At 31.8% G+C, this 22,074-nt stretch carries 20 protein-coding genes; 2 read left to right on the top strand and 18 right to left on the bottom strand.

The window, feature by feature from the left end; translation table 11 throughout:
• Nucleotides 1-296: 296 nt before the first annotated feature.
• Both KTC92_RS10055 and KTC92_RS10060 read left to right on the top strand, forming a co-directional pair.
• Nucleotides 297-1,067: a polysaccharide deacetylase family protein gene (locus KTC92_RS10055; protein WP_216303876.1), complete on the top strand. Its 771-nt coding sequence runs from the start codon at nucleotides 297-299 to the stop codon at nucleotides 1,065-1,067.
• A gap of 309 nt (nucleotides 1,068-1,376) precedes the next feature.
• The gene (locus KTC92_RS10060) at nucleotides 1,377-2,837 is read left to right on the top strand and encodes an IS1182 family transposase (RefSeq protein ID WP_220287894.1); all 1,461 of its coding nucleotides are present in this window, start codon (nucleotides 1,377-1,379) and stop codon (nucleotides 2,835-2,837) included.
• A gap of 182 nt (nucleotides 2,838-3,019) precedes the next feature.
• Here KTC92_RS10060 and pssA read toward each other — a convergent pair whose 3' ends face one another.
• The 18 genes from pssA to KTC92_RS10150 all read right to left on the bottom strand — a co-directional run bounded on the left by pssA (nucleotide 3,020) and on the right by KTC92_RS10150 (nucleotide 22,074).
• Nucleotides 3,020-3,538 (bottom strand): CDP-diacylglycerol--serine O-phosphatidyltransferase, encoded by a 519-nt coding sequence (gene pssA, locus KTC92_RS10065; RefSeq protein ID WP_165413341.1) that lies wholly within the window; start codon nucleotides 3,536-3,538, stop codon nucleotides 3,020-3,022.
• A gap of 226 nt (nucleotides 3,539-3,764) precedes the next feature.
• A complete protein-coding gene (locus tag KTC92_RS10070) occupies nucleotides 3,765-4,943 on the bottom strand; it encodes an acetyl-CoA C-acetyltransferase (RefSeq protein ID WP_216302203.1) in 1,179 nt (392 codons plus the stop codon).
• 59 nt (nucleotides 4,944-5,002) lie between these two features.
• Nucleotides 5,003-5,155, bottom strand: coding sequence for a hypothetical protein (locus KTC92_RS10075; RefSeq protein WP_220286996.1), 153 nt, complete (start codon nucleotides 5,153-5,155; stop codon nucleotides 5,003-5,005).
• 176 nt (nucleotides 5,156-5,331) lie between these two features.
• Nucleotides 5,332-7,044, bottom strand: a complete 1,713-nt coding sequence (locus KTC92_RS10080) for a sigma-54-dependent Fis family transcriptional regulator (RefSeq protein WP_220286995.1) — start codon at nucleotides 7,042-7,044, stop codon at nucleotides 5,332-5,334.
• A 223-nt stretch (nucleotides 7,045-7,267) separates the two neighbouring features.
• Nucleotides 7,268-8,476, bottom strand: a complete 1,209-nt coding sequence (gene gltS / locus KTC92_RS10085; protein ID WP_216302206.1) for a sodium/glutamate symporter — start codon at nucleotides 8,474-8,476, stop codon at nucleotides 7,268-7,270.
• A gap of 453 nt (nucleotides 8,477-8,929) precedes the next feature.
• Entirely contained in the window at nucleotides 8,930-10,138 is a 1,209-nt protein-coding gene (gene gltS, locus KTC92_RS10090; protein ID WP_216302207.1) for a sodium/glutamate symporter, read from the bottom strand.
• A 154-nt stretch (nucleotides 10,139-10,292) separates the two neighbouring features.
• On the bottom strand, nucleotides 10,293-11,162 hold the full coding sequence (locus KTC92_RS10095) for a response regulator (RefSeq protein ID WP_216302208.1): 870 nt from the start codon (nucleotides 11,160-11,162) through the stop codon (nucleotides 10,293-10,295).
• 2 nt (nucleotides 11,163-11,164) lie between these two features.
• Nucleotides 11,165-12,403, bottom strand: a complete 1,239-nt coding sequence (locus tag KTC92_RS10100; RefSeq protein WP_216302209.1) for an ATP-binding protein — start codon at nucleotides 12,401-12,403, stop codon at nucleotides 11,165-11,167.
• Nucleotides 12,404-12,436: 33 nt separating this feature from the next.
• Nucleotides 12,437-13,312 carry a triphosphoribosyl-dephospho-CoA synthase CitG gene (citG, locus tag KTC92_RS10105; protein ID WP_220286994.1) on the bottom strand — a complete coding sequence of 292 codons (876 nt, stop codon included), beginning with the start codon at nucleotides 13,310-13,312 and terminating at the stop codon, nucleotides 12,437-12,439.
• Nucleotides 13,305-13,814, bottom strand: a complete 510-nt coding sequence (citX, locus tag KTC92_RS10110) for a citrate lyase holo-[acyl-carrier protein] synthase (protein ID WP_216302211.1) — start codon at nucleotides 13,812-13,814, stop codon at nucleotides 13,305-13,307. The genes citG and citX overlap by 8 nt, the downstream gene beginning before the upstream one ends.
• A gap of 7 nt (nucleotides 13,815-13,821) precedes the next feature.
• Complete coding sequence (gene citC / locus KTC92_RS10115; RefSeq protein ID WP_216302212.1) at nucleotides 13,822-14,865, bottom strand: [citrate (pro-3S)-lyase] ligase; 1,044 nt, start codon at nucleotides 14,863-14,865, stop codon at nucleotides 13,822-13,824.
• A 168-nt stretch (nucleotides 14,866-15,033) separates the two neighbouring features.
• Nucleotides 15,034-16,572 carry a citrate lyase subunit alpha gene (gene citF, locus KTC92_RS10120; RefSeq protein ID WP_216302213.1) on the bottom strand — a complete coding sequence of 513 codons (1,539 nt, stop codon included), beginning with the start codon at nucleotides 16,570-16,572 and terminating at the stop codon, nucleotides 15,034-15,036.
• 49 nt (nucleotides 16,573-16,621) lie between these two features.
• Complete coding sequence (locus KTC92_RS10125; protein ID WP_216302214.1) at nucleotides 16,622-17,494, bottom strand: CoA ester lyase; 873 nt, start codon at nucleotides 17,492-17,494, stop codon at nucleotides 16,622-16,624.
• A gap of 12 nt (nucleotides 17,495-17,506) precedes the next feature.
• Entirely contained in the window at nucleotides 17,507-17,770 is a 264-nt protein-coding gene (gene citD / locus KTC92_RS10130; protein ID WP_220286993.1) for a citrate lyase acyl carrier protein, read from the bottom strand.
• Nucleotides 17,771-17,802: 32 nt separating this feature from the next.
• Nucleotides 17,803-18,360 (bottom strand): Fe-S-containing hydro-lyase, encoded by a 558-nt coding sequence (locus KTC92_RS10135; RefSeq protein ID WP_216302216.1) that lies wholly within the window; start codon nucleotides 18,358-18,360, stop codon nucleotides 17,803-17,805.
• A gap of 24 nt (nucleotides 18,361-18,384) precedes the next feature.
• A complete protein-coding gene (locus tag KTC92_RS10140; RefSeq protein WP_216302217.1) occupies nucleotides 18,385-19,227 on the bottom strand; it encodes a fumarate hydratase in 843 nt (280 codons plus the stop codon).
• A 91-nt stretch (nucleotides 19,228-19,318) separates the two neighbouring features.
• Nucleotides 19,319-20,560: a methylaspartate ammonia-lyase gene (locus KTC92_RS10145; RefSeq protein WP_216302218.1), complete on the bottom strand. Its 1,242-nt coding sequence runs from the start codon at nucleotides 20,558-20,560 to the stop codon at nucleotides 19,319-19,321.
• A 56-nt stretch (nucleotides 20,561-20,616) separates the two neighbouring features.
• Nucleotides 20,617-22,074 (bottom strand): methylaspartate mutase subunit E, encoded by a 1,458-nt coding sequence (locus KTC92_RS10150; protein ID WP_216302219.1) that lies wholly within the window; start codon nucleotides 22,072-22,074, stop codon nucleotides 20,617-20,619.

The following is a 22,074-nucleotide window of genomic DNA, read 5'->3' on the forward strand; positions in this document are numbered from 1 at the left end:
ATGTTCAAATTTATAATTTAAAAATTTTATCAATTTATTTTTCCATACAAATTAGAAGATTCCAACTTTATCAAACAACATAATTATACAAAATTTGAGTATTGAATGTCAACAACTCATCAGATATGTTCTTGCCCTACTTTAACATAATTATCATCACCTGTGGTGATGATATACTACCTATCTATAAATCCCTATTACACGCTACATAAAAATTTTACATATAAAAATATACTGCTTTAATACATTTTTCTTTGGGTATACTAATTACGACAAAATTAAAGGTGTGTGATAATATGAGTTTTAGAAAAAAAAGTATTTTCCTTGTTTTTGCTACCACTATTATTTGTTTCTTATTATCTAACAGTCCACATATATCCAATATACAGAAAAACAGCCAGGCATTTATACCATGTAGTCCGTCATTAAAATCTGCTGGCGATATTGAAACTTCAAAATTTGTTTATTTAACTTTTGATGATGGTCCTACATACGTTGTTACCGATGCTTTATTAGATGTATTAAAAAAACAAAATGTAAAAGCTACTTTTTTTATAGTAGGAAAAGAAATTCAAGGAAAGGAATCAATTCTTAAGAGAATATATAATGAGGGTCATGGTATAGGTCTTCACACATACAGTCATAATTTTAAAAAAATATATAGAAGTACAGATGAGTTTATTTATGAAATGAAAAAAGATTCCAACAAAATTGAAGAAGTCACTGGCTTTGCTCCTAAGGTTATTAGATTTCCTGGCGGTAGCGCTAAACGCTTAAATGCTTCTAATTTAGAGAAACTTCATAAAAACAATTTTAAAGTATATGATTGGAATGTTAATTTATCTGATGGTATAAACCCTAATTTAAGTGTCTCACAACTTATTAAAAATTCAAAAATAATTAAAGGAAATAAAAATGTAGCCATACTCCTTATGCACTGCAATTTTAATAATAAAAACACTGTAAAAGCTCTACCTGAAATCATAAAATACTATCTAGATTCAGGTTATGAATTTAAGGTTATTACTGAAGATACCCCTGAATATTATTATAAATTTAGAGATTAAATCATCTCCTGCGGAGCTGCACATCTTCTACGAAGATGAATTGACGACTCCAGAAGATGATTTATATTCCCACTGAAATTTTATTTTTGCTATAATATGTGCCCCCAATTATATGCGTAGGAAACTCACCTTCTGAAATGTTGTTAAAAAAACCTCACTATAAAGGAGGCCACTGAAAAACTATATAAAAAAATCGTCATCTAATTAAAGATGGCGATTTTTTTATATAAAAGACTAAAAAACAAAAAGGAATTTTAAAAGATATGTCGAATTAGTATAGTAGAATAAAATAAAAGGGGCTAAACTATTATGCTAAAAGGACAATTGGAAATAAAAATAAATACATACCATAGCTTATATTCGTTAATTATTCCGAAAGATAACATTTTAAAGCAAATTAATGACCTTGTTGACTTTTCATTTGTTTATGACGAATTGATGATTAACTATAGTTCATCTATGGGTAGAGGTGCTATTAACCCCATAATGCTATTTAAATATTTACTTTTGAAAGTAATATATGAATTGTCTGATGAAGATGTTGTTGAAAGAACTCTTTATGACATGTCCTTTAAATATTTTCTAAATTTAGCCCCAGAAGAAACAAATTTAATAAACTCAAGTACACTAACTAAATTTAGAAAGCTTCGCCTTAAAGACATGAATTTATTGGATTTATTAATAAACAAGACTGTAGAACTTGCTATAAAAGAGGGAGTTTTAAAAAGTAAAGCAATAATAGTTGATGCTACGCATACCAAGTCACGTTATAACCAAAAGTCAGCAAGCGAGGAATTATTGAAACGTGCAAAAAACTTAAGAAAAACATTGTACGGAGTACATCCTGGTATTAAAGAAGAGTTACCTAATAAAGTTACAACTGGAGTACTTGAAGATATTCTTGAGTACTGCAAATTATTAATTGATACCATAAACGAGAAGCCAGAAACTGCAGCAAATCCAGCTGTGAAAACTAAATTAAACTACTTAATGGAAGCTATTAATGATGACTTAGAAAATCTAAAAATATCAAAAGATGAGGATGCAAAAGTGGGGCATAAAACTGAGGATAGTTCTTTTTTTGGATATAAATCACACCTTGCTATGAGTGAAGAACGTTTAATTACAGCAGCTGTTATTACAACTGGCGAAAAAAGTGATGGAAAGGAGCTCATAACCTTAATAGAAAAAAGCCGTGAGGCTGGTATAGATGTAAATGAAGTAATTGGAGATACAGCTTATTCTGAAAAGAAAAACCTAGAATATACAAAAGAAAATAAAATTGCATTAATTTCAAGACTAAATCCTGTAATTTCACAAGGAATGCGAAAAAAAGAAGATGAATTTGAGTTTAATAAAGATGCTGGTTTATTTGTATGTCCGGCAGGTCATATGGCTATTAAAAAAGCAAAACAGGGAAAGAAGAATGTTGGTAAAAATCAAGTGCTAACCTACTATTTTAATGTAGAAAAGTGTAAAAATTGTGTTCATAAAGATGGGTGTTATAAAGAAGGCGCTAAATCTAAAACTTATTCAGTTTCAATAAAGTCAAATACTCACAAAGATCAAATAGAGTTCGAAAAAAGTGAATATTTTAAAAAACGAGCTAGGGAACGTTATATGATAGAGGCTAAAAACAGTGAACTTAAGCACCAACATAGCTATGATGTAGCAATATCGTCAGGCTTAATTAGCATGCAAATGCAAGGTGCATTATCAATCTTCACTGTGAATCTAAAGAGAATAATTAAGTTGAAAAGCATGAAATAGGGCTTTTAAAACTTAATTATAAAATAAAAAGCATGAGATATCCAAAATATGGACATCTCATGCTTTTTCTATTCAAGCTTGAAAACTCTACTAAATAAAGAGTGCTTTTTTCAGCGGCCTCCTATAAAGTGAGGTTTTTACTATAATTGCGTTATAAATTTTTTTTCATTATAATTGTTTAACTATTGTTTTTTAAATTTTAATTTGCTTACCATTAAATAAGATAATATAACCATTAAAATCATAGTCGACCCTAAATTTGAAGCTTTGTTAAACATAAATAAAGCATACAGTGCTAAAAATGTGCCTGTAACAGTAATAGGAATTCCTGAAAAAACCCCATCAAAATCCGTAATATTATATTTCGCTAACCTATATGCACCTGCTACTGGGAAAATTAAAACCATTAAATACCCAATTGACCCAAGCCCTGCGAAATTATAAATATTAAATATTAATATTGAAGGTGCCAAACCAAAAGATACTAAATCGCATAATGAATCTAGTTCTTTACCTAAATCGTTATCCACATTTAAAAACCTAGCTATTTTACCATCATATCTATCAAATATTCCTGCTAAAAGAATAAATACCGCTGCTAATTTATAATTTCCGTCAAAACTCATAAGTATAGATAAAATTCCACAAGACATATTGCTTAAGGTGAACATGTTTGGCACAGCGTTTTTTATTTTAACCATCTATATCACTCCTATCCTTATAATTATACCATATTATTAGCAGTTATTCTTTAATATTATATAACATTATTATTAAAAGCTTCTTAAATTTTACTTAATCTTCATTTATATCAAAATTTTAAATTAAATCCTTACTTAATTAATATTCTGAATATTAATTAATAATTACTTTATTTTCTATCAACTAAAAAAGGACCAGCATTTTTTTGCTGATCCTTTTTTGCTATTATCTTTGAACGATAATCGCAGTTCCTTGACCGCCACCTATACATAATGTAGCAAGTCCTGTTTTAGAATCTCTTTTTATCATTTCATATATTAATGTAATAAGTATTCTTCCACCTGAAGCTCCTACTGGATGTCCAAGTGCTATAGCCCCACCATTAACATTTACTATTTCTGGATTTAAGCCTAAATCTTTAGCTACAGCTAATGATTGAGATGCAAAAGCTTCGTTAGCTTCTATTAAATCTAAATCAGCTACGGTCATTCCTGCTTTTTGTAATGCTTTTTTACTTGCTGGAACTGGACCATATCCCATTATTTTCGGATCTACTCCACCTGATGCATAAGATTTTATTGTAACTAGAGGTTTAAGTCCTAATTGATCTGCTTTAGCCCTTGACATTACTACAAACATAACTGCACCGTCATTTATTCCTGATGCATTAGCTGCTGTTACAGTACCGTCTTTTTTAAATGCTGGTTTTAATTTTCTTAATTTTTCTATAGTTGAACCAAATTTCGGGAATTCATCTGTATCAAATGTTATTGGGTCGCCCTTTCTTTGAGGGATTACCACTGGAACGATTTCGTCTTTGAATTTACCTTCTTTTATAGCTTTTTCAGCTTTTAATTGACTTTTCAAAGCAAATTGATCTTGATCTTCTCTAGTTATGTTCCACTTTTCTGCAATATTTTCTGCTGTAACTCCCATATGATAGTCATTAAACGCATCCCATAGAGCGTCTTTAATCATAGTATCAACTACTTTTCCGTCTCCCATTCTTGCACCCCATCTATTGTTTGGTAGTGCATATGGAGCGTTGCTCATGCTTTCAGTTCCGCCTGCTAAAACTACTTCCGCATCTCCACACATTATAAATTGTGCTGCCATGCTTACAGCTCTAAGTCCTGATCCACAAACCTTATTTATTGTAAGTGCTGAAGCCTCATCTGGAATGCCTGCATGTATTGATATTTGTCTTGCAACATTCTGTCCAAGTCCTGCTTGTATTACATTACCAATAACAACTTCTTCTACAAGTTCTGGTTTAATTCCTGCTCTTTTTATAGCCTCTTTAGCTGCAACAGTTCCCATTTCTACAGCTGATACTTTTGATAATCCTCCACCAAAAGATCCTATTGCTGTTCTTGCTGCTCCTACAATTACTACTTCTCTCATATTATAACCCTCCGTTTATTTATTTCTCTAGTATATTATTACCACATAATAGGAATTTATTATATGCTTTTGTTTTTTCCTATATATTTATTACTAGCAATTTCCATGCCAAGTGTGCACAATCTTACAACTCTTACTTTACCAACCTCTGCCAATTTTTTAAAACAAATTATAACTACGACTGTAAACTTAGTTAACACTAATAACCCCATACACTTACCCATCTTGAGCTTGTTAATATTATAACCTATTTGTTAAAAAAATCACTAAAAGTATTTTCAACGTATTGATACACCTAAGCATATAATTTTTTTTACAATCCCCATTTGTACCACTGCAACTATTTTTAATATAAAAACAACACATGTAACCATAGTTTACATGTGTACTATTGTAGATTCGCTAATTTCATTAAATTATACCTATTTAATTTCTTATACAATCCGGCCCTACTAAGTCCCAATATTTTTGCAGTTTCTTTTTTATTCCCTCCTGTTTTTTTTATACATTCCATGATAAGGTCTTGCTCAATAGTTTCAACAACATCTTTTAAATAATTATTTTCTAATGAATATTTTTTTAATTTACCATTAATTATCTTTTCTGGAAAATGTATTGGCATTATAGAAATATCTGTATCAAGCAGGTTTATAGCTCTTTCTATTACATTTTCAAGTTGTCTTATATTGCCCGGCCAGTTATAAGATTTCAAACAATCAATAGCCTCCCTTGAAATGCCCTCCGAGTAGATATTATATTTTTTACATATTTTTACCCTTAATGCATTAGACAATTCATCAATGTCTTCTACTCTTTCTCTTAATGAGGGTAATTTTAAATGCATAACATCCAACCTATAATACAAATCTTCTCTAAACTTTCCATCTTTAATTAACTGTTCTAATGACTTATTAGTTGACGCAATAATTCTTATGTCAACTTTGATAGCATCATTCCCGCCAACCCTCACTAATTCTTTTTCTTGAATAACTCTTAGGAGTTTAACTTGCATATTCATAGGCATATCACCAATTTCATCTAATAAGACTGTCCCGCCATTTGCATGTTCAAACTTACCTTTCTTACCTGATCTTTTAGCACCAGTAAAAGCGCCTTCTTCATAACCAAACATTTCCGACTCAAAAAGCTGTGCTGGAATAGCTCCACAATTAATTTTTATAAAAGGCTTTTGGCATCTTCTACTAGCATTATGAATGGAGTGCGCGAAGAGTTCTTTACCCGTTCCACTTTCACCAGTAATTAAAACGTTTGAATCTATCTTAGCTACTCTTCTGGCGAGTTTCATTACCTCGCGGCTTTTAACACTATTGCCTATAATGTTTTCAAAAGTATATATTGCTTTTTGATCTGTGCTTATTTCATTTTTACAATATTCAGCATCTTTTTGTGAATTGTTTATCTTATTACTTAATATTTTAAAATTGTCTAAATCTTTAAACATTATTTTCCCAATGGCCCCTACAATTTTACCATCTTTCTTTATAGGAACTCTTATCGAAATTATCTTATGTCCATTAGTTTCTTGAATTTCTCCAAACTCTTGTTTACCACTCTTCGCTATTATATGTAATTTTGTATTTTCTATAACATCAGTTACATGTTTTCCCTCTGGATTTTTGCAATTAATAAATTCTTTATATTCATCGCTCATCATAGTTATTATTCCATTTTGATCTACTACAACCACACATTCTTTTACAGCATTAAAAATTGTATTCAAAATATTTTCGTCTATTCTTCCATTTCTTTGTGAATTCATTAATATCTTATTTTCCGTTTTTTTACTAAATATTTGGAGTGCACCTATGACTTCGCCATTTTGGGTTATTACTTTACGGGTTATAATAAATTTACCCTCTTTTATATTTAATTGTTCTTCTCTATTTTCAATTATACTTAATAATTCACCATAAGGAAATATTTTTAAAATATGTTTCCCTATGCTACTTTCTGCATTAACCTTCAACATTTTTTCAGCAGCATTATTAATGATTTTTATGATGCCTTTCTTATCTATAACAATAACGCCTTCATTAATAGTGCATATAACCTGGTTATAATAATCATTAATTGTACCCATTCGTCACCTTCCCTTAAGCTTATAACACAATTATAAAGTCCATAGTTTTTTTTATCAAGATATAATTAAAATAGCGAGATTTTTTCTCGCTATTTATGATTATTAGCTTATTTTTTAACTATTATATTATTCTTTCACTAAAAAAAGTATGTATTTTAAGTAATACATACTTTCCTTCTGAAATGTCGCTAAAGTATAGAATTTGTAAGATTAAAAGTGTTTATTATTTAATAAAGAAATTCATAAACGTCGTAATGATTCCAACGTTAACAAAATCTACAAATAAACCTCCCACTAATGGTACAACAAAGAATGCACGTTCAGCATGACCAAATTTTAATGTCATAGCGCTCATGTTCGCCATTGCATTTGGTGTAGCTCCCATACCAAATCCACACTGTCCACAAGCCATTACCGCTGCATCATAATCTCTTCCCATAACCTTAAAAGTTACGAAATATGCAAATAACGCCATTAGAATTGTCTGAGCAAATAACATTATGACTAGAGGTAAAGCTAAATCTGCTAATTCCCATAGCTTTAATCCCATTAATGCCATAGATAAGAATAAAGATAATGAAATGCCTCCTATAACATCAATTTCATCTAAATGGACCTTATAAGCCTTTGTAGCATCCGCTATATTTCTTAAAACTGCGGCCGCCAACATACCACCTATATATCCCGGAAAAGCAAATCCTGTTTTTTCAAAAAGACTAGATATAATTGTACCTATTCCCATAGCTAACAAAATCTGAGATGCTGCACTCATAAAATTGTCAGGTATCATTGGTTTTTTAGTGTCTTCATTGGATACTGTTACATCTTTAGAAGTTTTTGAATTAACCGTTTTCATAGGATATGAAAGATTATTTTTTTCAAGTAATTTTTTACCTATAGGTCCTCCAATCATGCTGCCCATAACTAGTCCAAATGTCGCTGATGCCAATGCTACTGTTGTGGCACCTGCTATACCTTTTGCTTCAAATAATGGACCAAAAGCAGCTGATGTTCCATGTCCACCTACCATAGGGACAGAACCAGTACAAAGACCTATAATTGGACTTAATCCAAATATCTTAGCAAGTGTAACCCCTGTAATATCTTGAAGAATTATAAGTACTGTAGTTATTGCTAAAAAAATTAAAACTTGTTTTCCACCCTTTTTTAATAATTGAAGACTTGCTGTAAACCCAATGGTTGTAAAGAATGCCGTCATAAATACTGCTTGAAGCGTTATATCCATATCAAAAGTCAATATGTTAGTTACTTTTAGTATTAAAGTAAGAAATACAAAGAGTAATCCACCAATAACCGGTGCTGGAATACAATACTTATCTAAAAATGTTAACTTGTTTTTGGTTTTTTGTCCTATAAATAAAACGATAACTGCTAATGCTACTGCTTGAATCATGTCTAATTTTATAACCATTTTTATCCTCCTTGTATTATATCATATTATATTATAGTATATATGATAATTATAATAAGCTTATACAGATAAAAACACAATACTACAAAATACTTCTTTTTAAAAATTAAATTTTCAGACTTTTATGTTTTTTCTTAACCAAGCAATATGCATTAAATAATTATGTCTATAATAATGTAGTATGTCCTATAAAATCCTTTTTATGTATGTGACAGTGTTAAAATATCTAGTGTATATGCTTGTACACCAATTGTTTTTTTACATATAAATTATCCCATAAAAATACTTCCACTATATGTAATCTTATGTTTCATAAGTCTCTGTTATGCTCTTATAATGCAATAAAAAATAGCGAGATTTTTTCTCGCTATTTTTTTGGTTATTTTATTAGGAACACTCAAGCAAATAAGCTTAGTTTCCAAAATTATTTAATATGTACAATTTAAATATCTATTATTTCACAAAAAAATTCATAAACATTGTAATTACTCCAGCGTTACAAAAATCTATAAATAAACTTCCAACTAACGGAACTATAAAAAACGCTCTTGGAGCAATCCCATATTTTGCTGTCATAGCCCCCATGTTTGCCATTGCATTTGGTGTAGCGCCCATACCAAATCCACAATTACCAGAGGCCATTACCGCTGCATCATAATCTCTTCCCATAACATTAAACGTTATGAAATATACAAATAACCCCATTAAAATGGTCTGAGCAAATAACATTACTATTAGAGGTAAAGCCAAATCTGCTAATTGCCATAATTTCAATCCCATTAACGCCATAGATAAGAATAAAGATAATGAAATACCCCCTATGACATCGATTTCATCTATATGGATTCTATATGCATTTGTAGAATCAGATATATTTCTAAGAATTGCAGCTGCAAACATAGCACCAATGTATGGTGGAAAAGTTATCCCTGTTTTTTCTAGAAGTGTTGATATAATTGTACCTAGCCCCATAGCTAATAAAATCTGAGATACAGCTCCCATAAACTTCTCGGGAATTAGATGTTTTACAGTGTCTTCTTTGGTTGTTGCTGCCTCTTCATGCACATTTGAATTAACCGTTTTCATAGGATATGAAAGATTATTTTTTTCAATTAATTTTTTCCCTATAGGCCCTCCAATAACGCTGCCCATAATTAAGCCAAAGGTTGCTGATGCCATTGCTACCGTGGTAGCACCTACTGCACCTGCTTTTTCAAATATTGGACCAAAGGCACCTGCAGTTCCATGTCCACCTACCATAGGTACTGATGCCGTTGAAAGACCTATAAGTGGATTTAGACCAAACATCTTAGCAAGTGCAACTCCTGTAATATCTTGAAGAACTACAATTACGACGGATAATCCTAAAAAAATAAAAACTCCTTTTCCACCTTTTTTTAGTAATTTAAGACTTGCAGTAAACCCAATAGTTGTAAAGAACGCTGTCATAAATAATTTTTGTAGCGTTATATCCATATCAAAAACCAATATATTACTTACTTTTAGTAGCAATGTGATTATTGCAAAAATCAATCCTCCGATCACTGGTGCTGGTATGCAATACTTTTCTAAAAAAGTCAACTTGTTTTTAATTTTTTGTCCTGTAAATAGAACGATAACTGCCACTGCCACTGCTTGAATCATATCTAATTTAAAATTCATTTCTTGTACCTCCTGATAATGTTTTTGTTATATACTATATATTATAAGCAAATTATACAAATAACTACACAAAACTACGAACTCTTGCACAAATAAATTAACTTTTTATATTATTAGTATTTTTTTGTTATCTATAGGACTATGTTTTGAATACTTATGAGCTTAATTTGGTAATAATGCTTTCAATAAATTTTTTTGTATTTATTTTGCCGGGCTCATTTGTATCATTGTTTATATGTCTCATTTCCTGCCTTACTTGCTTGAAGTCAAATAATAATGTGCTATATTCCATAAAAATACTACTACTATAATCATCACAACCGATCTCTGCTATAGTTTTTAAGGCCTTTTGAATAGTTCTCCTAATCCTCTGTTCTAATGCCTTTTTATTTATGTTTACATCTCCATATTCCTCCTGTGCGATTTCACTGTATATTTTTTGTAGCTGATATGTAGATGATGGATTCCTTTTTTTAAAATCTATTATTTTATGTATAATTTTTATTAGCTCATTACTCCCTACAGCACCTGTAATACCTATATCAGCAAAAATATTAGTTATTTGATCATCCAAAAATAATTCCTTTGTTATACTTTTATCATTATTTAAGCTTGATACTGCACTTTTTATAAGTGCTAACGAATTTTCAAGCTCAATATTATGACATATCCCTCTTATAACATTAGTAACTTCTATACTGTTTATAGGTTTACTTATAAAAAAAATTATTCCATTTTCATAGGCTTTTGATACCAATAACTCATCCTCAACTTGAGATATCATAATAAACTTACCATTATACCCTTTCTTCTTAGCATCCTTAATTATTTCAATTCCATCCATTGTAGGTAACAAAAAATCAATAAGCACTATATCCGGGCTATAGAATATAATGTCTTGCGCAGCATCTTCACCACTATCTATTTCACAAATAACTTTTCCAAGGTTATTTTTCTTTATTAAAAGGCCTAGCATTTTTCTAATATTAACATCGTCATCAATAATCAAAAAACTTTTTCCCACAGTTATCCTCCATTCAATGAGTTCTTAGGTATTTTCAATATAAATGTAGTACCCGTCACTCTATCTGATTTTACCTCTATATCTCCTCCTAAGTCTTCAATAATATTTTTCACATGTGAAAGTCCGATACCCGTAGATGCTTTTCCTGTTATATTATCATACTTTGTAGTAAACCCTGGATTAAAAATATAAGGAAGAATCTCTTCATCAATTCCATTCCCTGTATCAGTTACTTCAAAATATATATTACCTTCATCTTCTTTTTCAGATATTTTAATGAACCCTTCATTTTCACAGTCATCTATACTGTTAATTATTAAATTATTAAGAATAATAAATAAATTATAATAAGCCCTAATAGTAAAATCATTTTTAAACTGGAATTCTATTATTATTTCTTTATTGCCTTCTTTTATATATCTGCTTGTATTATCATTAATAATAGTAAAAATACTTGAGAGTGTCATTTCATCTTGATTTTCAAAATTATCTATAAGTGATTCAAATCCTTTTAAAATTCTATAATGATCTTTTTTTATTTCATGTACCTCTCTTGCGATGTCCAACGTTTTTTCTCTTAAATCATCATTATACTTGTAAGTCTCATATAAACAATAGCTTTTTGACATCACCTTTTCAATATCTTTCATAGACTTCTTTAAATAAAACATTTCTGCATGTATATTCGAAATTAATAAATTGAGCTCTGTATATCTCTTCTGATGTTCACTATTTATGATAAATAATTTTTGTTTAATATAAGTGAGGTAAACAAGGTAAGATAAAACCGCCCTAATAAATCCTACCAAAAATATGATTCTTATAATATATAAATTAATGCCATTTCGCATAATAGCTTCAAATATGTTACTTATCGAATCTATTAATGTTAATAATAAAATTGTATTAACTATACGGTCTTTATATTTTCTAACTTTAGTAATATTAATAAAAGCACCATAGATTAAATAATATACTAGCGAAGGAAAATTAGAAGCTATTATATCTATAATTCCATACTGTGATAATACTATTCCAAAAATATTCCTCATTACGAATATTAGTGAGCCAGATAAAAACGCCATTCTCAATTCTGACATATCGTCCATTATAAGTATACTTAAGTTGAAAATAATTACCCCTACTGAAAATTTTAGTTGACTTTCTAATGGGTAAAAATATATTTCTGCGAATAGAGATACAATTAATGATATGACGATATATTTCTTTGTCTTTAGCATATACCCCTCCAAACAGGTAAATATTGTAATCAATTACGAGATTCTGTTAAGACTCAAATATTCCTCTACAGAATTAAAGAATACAGTTACGGCTAGCAAATCTGCTGATCCTCCTGGACTTATGTTGTTTTTTATAAATTCTTTGTCCAATTCTTCTACTGCCGCTTTACCACTTTCTGTAGCCATTCCACCTAAAGAGATTATATGAATTGCCTTTTCCTTTACTTCTTTTAACGTATCCATTGAATGTCTGTGAAGAACATTCGAATCCTCGCAATGTTGCATGATGGATATGAGGGTATGTATTAACCTACTATTTAATTTTTGAGCTTTATTTTCCTTATATACTCCAAGAGAATAATCAAAAACTAGAGGAATGCCTCTCTCTACTTGCCCTCTTATTCCTTCTACATTATATTTTAAAAATAATTTTTCTCCATAGCTTGTGACTTTATCTTTATTCATATAAAATAATTCATCCTGAACAAGCCCTCTAGTCATTCGCTTTATTATATTTTGAATTTCCTCAAAATTTTTCTTATCATACATCACTTTGGTCACGGCTGCACAACTTATACCTAAAAGAAAAATCATACCTTTATGAGTGTTTACACCCTTGGTAGCCTTAAACATCTCTTTTTCGGCTTCTATTCCTATATTTCGAATAGCCTTAAATATTTCTTTGGGAGTTCTCTTTGAATATCCTTCCTGCGCAAACAATACCATATACTTACTTAGAGCCGAGGTGCTTTTAATAAAAGAATAGTGATCCATATCTATATGAGCCCCTTTTGATATAGATGACACTAACCCAGGTGACGGATATGCCGCCACTTCACATAGCATTGCTTCAATTGCGTACCCTGCTATAACAAACGCTTCATGGGATATTAAATATTTATTATTCATAAAATTTCTCCCCATATTCTGCAAATCTACTTTTAATAAATTCTTCAACTTCATCGAAGTTGTGTTTTTTGCTTCTTACACAATTATGAGCTACGTCTTCACAGATATAGCATTTTCTCATATCTAACCCGAAATCCCTTCTACTAATACTTCTACCTTTTTCATCATATACATCTAAGTCTACACATCTTCCTAAAATGTGATTATCTTCTAAATTAAGTGTCATCGATTTAATGTCCCTTGCTTTCTTATTTATGCACATAATCACAATGGGACCTTCTGCAGTTGTAACTATTTTTTTATAATTAATAGAATCAGAAAGCATTTTACAAATTATTTGATCCATAATCACAGTTATTTCTTGTGAATAATGATTATCCTTGTTTATGCCTGGATAGTTAACCCTAACAACCAATATTGGCATTTTGTATCTCTTCACTAGTTCTTCTTGATATTCAATTCTTTTTTCTCTTGCTAGCAATATATCTTCTGCTGTATACATATCGTAATTAATGCGGAGAATCGCTGAGCCTTATTTTCCGCATTATCTCCTTTCCTACCAAAGTATTTAAAAATTCCCACGTTGAACTAGGTACTATATGTTCAATATGGCTTATTTTGTCTTCCTTAATTAATTTTCTAACCTTTGAGGCACTGATAATATCTCCCATAAGCGCTTTTCTTTTTACCTCTACAACTTCTACCCCATAGGTGGGTAGTATTTCCTTTAAAGCCTCATTATAAGCGTTTGTAACGATGCAATAAGGCTCTTTCCCTATAAATCTCTTAGTTATATTTAGAGTTTCACAAAAATATTTTCCAAAAATTGATGCATCGAGTGTTGTATATGCCTTTAGTATTACATCTTCTTTTCTTAAAAAATAGGATGGAAAAGTAGCTTCCGAAATAATATATTCTCCCCCTTTAATCACCCGTACATTATGTAAATGGGAAACACCTTCTTTAACCATAGCATATCTATAGATAAATGGGAATGAAGATTTATCTTCTTCAACTATAAATACCAGGACTTCTGTGCTTTGCCTCGCAGCCTCTTCTATTAAATACTTATGTCCTAATGTGAATGGATTACAATTCATAACTATCGCTGACTTCTGAATATCTGCATCTATATCGTATTCCTCTTGCATATCATTTAAATACTTTTTTATATCATATATCCCACTTTCAAGTAGAGCTACATTTTCTATTTTATGCACAAGTTTGTACCCAAGCGACGTAAATATATCTGTGTTTTCTACCTTAGTAAATATAAAACTATGATAAATTCCTTCCTCAAAAAGCTTATCCGATAATGTTCCCATCAATATAGCGGATACCCCTTCTCCTCTTAAATCATCTGAAACTGCAAAACATTTAAATACATTTTTCGACTTAGAGCAAGTGGCTTTAATCTCTTCATTTTTTCTAATAACAATGGTATAATCCACATTATCATCAAGTAGTAGTCCAAATGTTTGCAAAAAATCTTTTACTTTCTTTACCTCATCTTCATCCTTTAGATTAATTCTTTCAGCGTTAAATCCATACATAGAAATCCTCCTTATGAAAGCTTCTGGTCCCCCCGAAGATATATTATCGCTACACTCTATTATATCTTTATTATGCGATAAAATCCAATATATATAGGTTTACCATTGCAACGTTTAATATAAATAAAATAAAGCTGAAAATAATTATTTTCAGCTTTATTTTATGCATTATAGTGGTCTTCTAACCACATCAATTACCGAACCATCTCTATATTCTATAACTGCAACTATTTCCTGCGAAAGTTCAATTGCTTTTGGTTTACCTGTCATTTTTTCAGCTATTGCTTTCATCTCTTCAATCGTCATTATAGGAAGATTAGTTTTCTTTAATTTCTCAATTATGTCCGTCCTCTTTGGATTAACGGCTATTCCTCTTTCTGTTACAATAACATCAATACTTTCTCCTGGAGTTGTTACCGTAGTTACACTATCCTTTATAATTGGAAGTCTTGCCTTCGTTAATTGTGTAACAATTATTGTAAGCTTAGCTCCTGCTGCTGTATCACTATGGCCCCCAGAACCACCCATGATAGCCCCATCTGAACCAGTGGTTACATTAACATTAAAATTTGTGTCTATTTCTGTAGCACCTAATATGACTATGTCTAGGTTATTTACAACTGCACCTTTGTTATCTGGATTTCCATACATGGAAGCAGACATTCTTTGATGTTTATGAGTACTTACATAAGATTGTATTGCTTGCAAATCAAAACACTGCACATCAAATAATGATCTAAATAATCCTTCTTTAAACATATCTACAAGATATCCAGTTATTCCACCTGACGCAAAGCTACCAACTATACCATTCTCTTTCATATACTTTCTTAATTCTGCAGCTACAGCTAAAGAAATCCCACCTGCGCCTGTTTGAAATGACATTTCATTTTTAACAAGCCCTGACGCAACCATAACATCACTTGCCATTTTAGCTATTTTAAGCCCCACTGGATCCTTAGTGATTTTTGTAGTACCTGATACTATTCCAGCTGGATCACCAATGGAATCTACCTTTAGAATATAATCTGTATATATTTGACTTATTTCTATAGGGCAAGTAGGGTAAGGTACCAAATTATCTGTTATTGCCACTACCTTATCTGCACACTGCGCATCTGATACTGCATAACCTAGGGCTCCGCAGGCTGATTTTCCATACAATCCATTAATGTTTCCATATGTGTCTGCTGTAGGTGCTGCAATGAAAGCTACGTCTATGTGCAAATCTCCACTTTCTATTGCTCTAGCACGTCCACCATGGGTATGCATTATAACTGGTGTTTTTAATATTCCTCTGGAAATTTCTTGTGCCACAGGACCTGACATATAATTAGTCACTATTTTAGTAATTACACCGTTTTTTATGTGCCCAATTAAAGGCACATTGTTTGGGAACAGAGAGCTTGCTGCTAAGGTAATATTCTTTATTCCTCTTTCTGCAATAGCATCCACCACCAAATTTAATACATGATCTCCATTTCTTAAATGATGATGGAATGAAATTGTCATACCATCTTTTAATGAAACCTTCTCTAAAACTTCCTCTATACTACTTAAAACTTTTTCGTCACTAGGAGTTACAGAGTTTACTTTTACTTCTTTTTTCATTTTAATGCCAACATGTTTAAATGCACCTTCGAAAGGGGTTACTTTTCCATAACCTTCTATATATTCCGGTATTTCTCTACCTAGTATATTTTTCATTACTATCACCTCAATTAACTAATCCACTAAAGTAGCTTAAAAAAAGCTTTTATATAAGGCCTAAAAGCTTTGCTAATTCTACTGTGTTTTTAGCTCTATTTATAACTGGAGCATCTACCATTTTCCCATCTAGGGAAAATACTCCTTTTCCTTCTTTTTCTGCTTCTTCCATAGCCTCTAGGACTCTTTTGGCGTATTTTACTTCTTCTGAAGTTGGAGCGTATACAGAATGAATGGTATCAATCTGTCTTGGATTTATTGCTGCTTTACCTGTGAATCCTAGGCTTTTAGCTTTAAACGTATCTTTTGATAATCCCTCAAAATCGTTAGTATCTGTAAATGGAGTATCAATAGAATCCACCTTCATTGCCCTACATGCAATTGCTACTCGATTCCTTGCATAGAAAACTTCTTCTCCTTCTTTGGTTCTTTTTATACCTAAATCTGAAGTTAAGTCCTCTCCTCCAAGTAAAACAGCTACTATCCTATCACAAGATTTTATTATGTTATAAACATTTTCAACTCCATAGGCTGTTTCCACTATTGGAATTAGCTTTATACTTCCCTTTGCAAAACATTCCTGCGCTTCTATGTTTGTAAGTATTTCATTTATAGCCTTTAGTTCTTCTTCTGTAGCTTTCGGTATCATCAATGTATCTGGTTTAACTCTTGCAATTATATCAATATCCTTTTGTGCAAATTCAGTAGAAAATGGATTTACCCTAACTACCACTTCTACATTACTATAATCTACATTTTTTATTGCTTCGCTTACCAAAATTCTAGCACTGTCTTTTTCTGTTATACTTACAGCATCCTCTAAATCTAATATAATTGAGTCTGCGCCTAAAATTCCTGCGTCCTGAAGCATCGCTGGAGTATTACCAGGCATAAATAGCATAGTTCTTCTCAACCTTTTCATATACATCACCTCTTATTGAGCTCTTTTTATAGCTGTTTCTATTCTAGCTTTTATTGTATAGTTTAATGCACCTTTATCTTGAGCATTTACTATAATATTTTCTACTTTTAATCCCTTAAGTGTATCTAGTATTACTCTTTCTATTTCTTCCCCAAACTGTTTCATAACAATACTTTGAAGATTTATTTCAATACCGCCCTTAGGGTTTGGCATAAGCATTACATATATATCGTTAGATTCCATTGTTCCGGCTTTTGCTGGTTTATTAATTTCCATGGTATCACCTCACACTATAACTTAAATCAAATTTATTTTACACTTTCCAAATAAGCATTTTGTCCTTGTTTATATAGATCGTTACCTTCACTATCTATTACTACAACTATAGGTAAATCCTCTACCTCAAGTCTTCTTATAGCTTCAGAACCTAAATCCTCATAGGTTACTATTTCTGCTTTTTTTACACATTTACCTATTAGAGCCGCTGTTCCACCAATGGCTGCAAAATATACAGCACCATTTTTAATCATAGAGTCCACAACCTCTTGTGATCTTAATCCCTTACCTATCATTCCCTTTAATCCTTTTTCTAAAAGCTTTGGTGTGTAAGCATCCATTCTATAGCTTGTAGTTGGCCCTGCTGATCCAAGGGCCCTTCCAGGCTTTGCTGGAGTTGGTCCAACATAATATATGACCGCATCTTTAATATCCATCGGAAGTTTTTCTCCCTTATCTATAAGATCCACGAGTCTTGCATGAGCTGCATCCCTAGCGGTATATACAACACCAGATAATAGCACACTATCTCCTGCCTTTAAAGCTTTAACCTTATCTTCTGTAAGTGGCGTAGTTATTCTTTTCTCCATAACATTTCCCTCCCCTTATCCTTATTATAACTCTTTACTCGCATGTCTTGCCGCATGGCAGTTTATATTTACCGCAACTGGTAGACCCGCTATATGAGTTGGATAAGTTTCAATATTAACAGCTAATGCGGTAGTTCTTCCACCAAAACCTTGAGGTCCTATACCAAGCTTATTTATTTCCTGCGTAAGCTCTTTTTCAAGTTCTGCATAGAAAGGATTTGAGTTTGCCTCTTCAGTAGGTCTAATCGCTGCTCTTTTAGCAAGATTAGCTGCCTTATCAAAAGTGCCACCTAATCCTATACCTACAACTATTGGTGGACATGGGTTAGGACCAGCTTCTTTTACTACTTTTAGAATAAATTCCTTAACCCCTTTAAGACCATCTGAAGGTTTTAGCATTTTAATCTGGCTCATATTTTCTGAGCCAAAGCCCTTTGGAGCTACAGTTATTTTAAACTTATCTCCTGGAACTATATCATAATATATAACTGCTGGAGTGTTATCTTTTGTATTTACTCTGTCTATTGGGTCTTTAACTACTGACTTTCTTAAAAATCCATCTTCATATCCTGCGGCTACGCCTTTATTAATAGATTCGTAAAGGCTGCCTCCTACTATATGAACATCTTGACCAATTTCTATGAACACACAAGTCATCCCTGTATCTTGACACATTGGCATTTTTTCATTTTTAGCTATATCTACATTTATTAAAATCTTATCTAAAACACCTTTAGCTATATCCCAAGTTTCCTCTTCTCTAGCCTTTGTTAATTTGTTTCTCATATCATCAGAAAGATAGTAATTAGCATCTATACATAAATTTCTTACGGTTTTTGTTATTTCAGCTACATTTATTTCTTTCATTGTTATTCTCCTTTTTAATTCAACATCTAATATTGGAAAAGGCAGTTTAAATAAACCGCCTTTTCCAATTACCCCTCATTCATTATTCTTCTTATTTTTTTCTATTAACTAAAGCTACAACTCTATTCATTTCATTGTTAACTATCATGTAACCTTCATCTACACCCATACCTGGTTTTGCTAAGCATTGATCTGCTCCACAAGCAATAGCTATGTTTGTGCAAACTTCTGCAGATCTGTTAGTTTCGTTACATGTTCCACCACAGTATGCTCCACGGCCCTGCTTTTTGCAGTATAGTATTGATTCAATTATGTTGTTAACTCCACCTAAGTCTGGAGTTTTTATTTGAAGCATGTGGCCCGCTTTCTTATCAGCAAATAACACTACGTCTTCATATGTGTTACACCATTCGTCTGCAACTAGTTCCACATTAATTTTTCTATTATCAAGTTCTGCTGTTAATCCAGCTAACGATTCAACTTGTCTTTCTCTATGCTCAACATCCATAGGTCCTTCTATCCTTAACTTGAATGGTTTTGCAGCTTCTTCGAGTGTTGCTATATAATCTGCCATAGCTTTTATATCATTATTAAAAGCTAGTCCTATTGTTCCATATACATCTATGTGGAATATTGGATTATAACTCTCGCTAGTTCTTATTTTTAATACTCTATTTTTTAACCATTCAACATAAGCGAGTAATTTTTCACCCTTAAGCCCTAATTTCTCTTCTACGTTATTTATAAGTGCGTGAGGCATTACGTCTGCACCTTTTATTATCATTTTATCTGCACTTGCATATCTATCATCACCTGATTGTGTGAAAATATCAATTCTCTTGATATCTACTCCAGTTTTGTATTCGTCGCGTACAATCTCTGCCATAGTTACTTTTTTAGCTTTTGCGACAGCATCTAGAATAGCTTGAGTTATTCCGTATCTCATTGCTGTATGAAGCCTTTTACCATTAACTAACATGTGATCAAACTCTTCTGCGAGTGATTTAAAGCTTTCTAATTCTCTACCTATTAATTTTGGTGCTATTTCTTTTTCTATAATTGGTATAAAATCTTTTGCAAGGAATAATGGATCTCTTCCACCGGCTCCTGAATATTGTACTGCTGCACAGTCTCCGTAAGCTACTTGACCATCTTCAAGTATAATCATTACTGATATTGACTCTCCAGCTTGTCTAATTGATGTAAATCCTTCTGTCACTGGCGCACCTACATATGTAAATCCATCATGGTCTGCACCTTTTTTTATAGCTCTTTGGTCGTCAAAATAAAATCCTGTTCTTCCTGTTGAACACACTACATCAATAATTTTCATAATATACACCTGTCCTTCTATAAATTTTTTTTTGTAACTTTGATTCATCTATACATTTATTTATTCTGTGGTCTTCCTATAAGTACACCTTTTCCTACTGCAAATATATCATCTATAGTCATTTGAAAGCTTATATCCCTGTTTTCAAATTTTGCTCTATCTTCAAGTTTTTTCATATTGAAATTTTTCAATTCTTGTGTAAATGGTAGATTCCCAAATTTCAGGTATCTTATCGCTCCATTATTATCTCTTGCAGGCATCATTTTACCAGCATTATATTTACTTGGTGCAAATGGTACATCAATAATTCCCATTTCAAATCCTTTAACTGTCGCTATAGCTAAATCGCCTTTTCCGATTTCATACATCTTATCTAACATACACTTTGTTTCAGCCTTTATTACTTCTATCTCTGTTTGCAACTCTTTAGACATAGGCATCCTTTGGCCTTTTAATAAGTTTAAAGCCATCTTTGTACATCTTATTCCCATAGCATTAGCTTCTTTAGTAGGAATTCCTATAGCCTCATGAGGAGTTTTAACTATTACTTTTGTTGCTCCTGCAAGTGCTGCCGTTGCAGCTCCCGTAGCTATAACTCCAAAAGCTTTCGCTTCATCTTCAGGGAAGCCTCCCATCCATTGATGTAATACCGTGGTTAAATATATATCTTTATATCCATTAGCTTTTAAGTATTCGTCGCATTGCTCTTCTAATGCTCTTATAGCTGCAACATCCTGTATTAAATTTCCGCACTGACCATATCCAACTGTAATGTTTTTAACTCCTTGCTCTGCAGCAAGTAAAGCTTCAATTATTGCAATTGCATTTGACGTACTAGGTGGCACTAAAGTTCCTGTTAATGGTCCAAAAGGCTCTCTATTAAATGAGACTCCTTGTTCTTCATAAAACCCAACAAGTCTATCACAATATTGCCAATCTAAAACTGATTTTGCTAAAGTTACATTTTTAGCATATGGAATATTGTAAGAAATACCGCCTCCTTCATTTGAAGTCCAACCTGAAGCATGAGTGATTTCAGCTAATAATCTTCCATCTGGAGTTCCGTGTCTTGCTTGCAATGGAGAATTTACAGCTTCAAAAACTTTTCTACCACCTTTAACTCCATGATTAACTCCTGGGAATCCGTTTAGTAAAGATCTTCCCGCCTTTAAACTTTCTTGTATTCCAATTTCACATTCATCATATCTATTCAGTCTTGTATAACTATCTATTGTAGTTGGTAGTAAATCTGCTCCGCCTTGTTCCTCTAAGTGTTTTAATAATTCGATATGCTTATCAATTAACGCAACACCTGCTCTTGGTTGCGCGAGTGTTACTCCTTCTTCTTTAGCTTTTATTAATTTTTTTGCAAAGTCTTTATGCTCTGGGATTCTCTTGTTATATTCTACAGCTTCTTTTAAATCTACCTCTTTACCTGTTGGCCATTGACTTACTACTTCTTTTCTAACCTCAAAGAACTCTTCATCCGTCCATTTTTTATTTCTTAATTCCAC

The organism is Clostridium sp. CM027 (assembly GCF_024730565.1).
Lineage (GTDB): Bacteria > Bacillota > Clostridia > Clostridiales > Clostridiaceae > Clostridium_AD > Clostridium_AD estertheticum_B.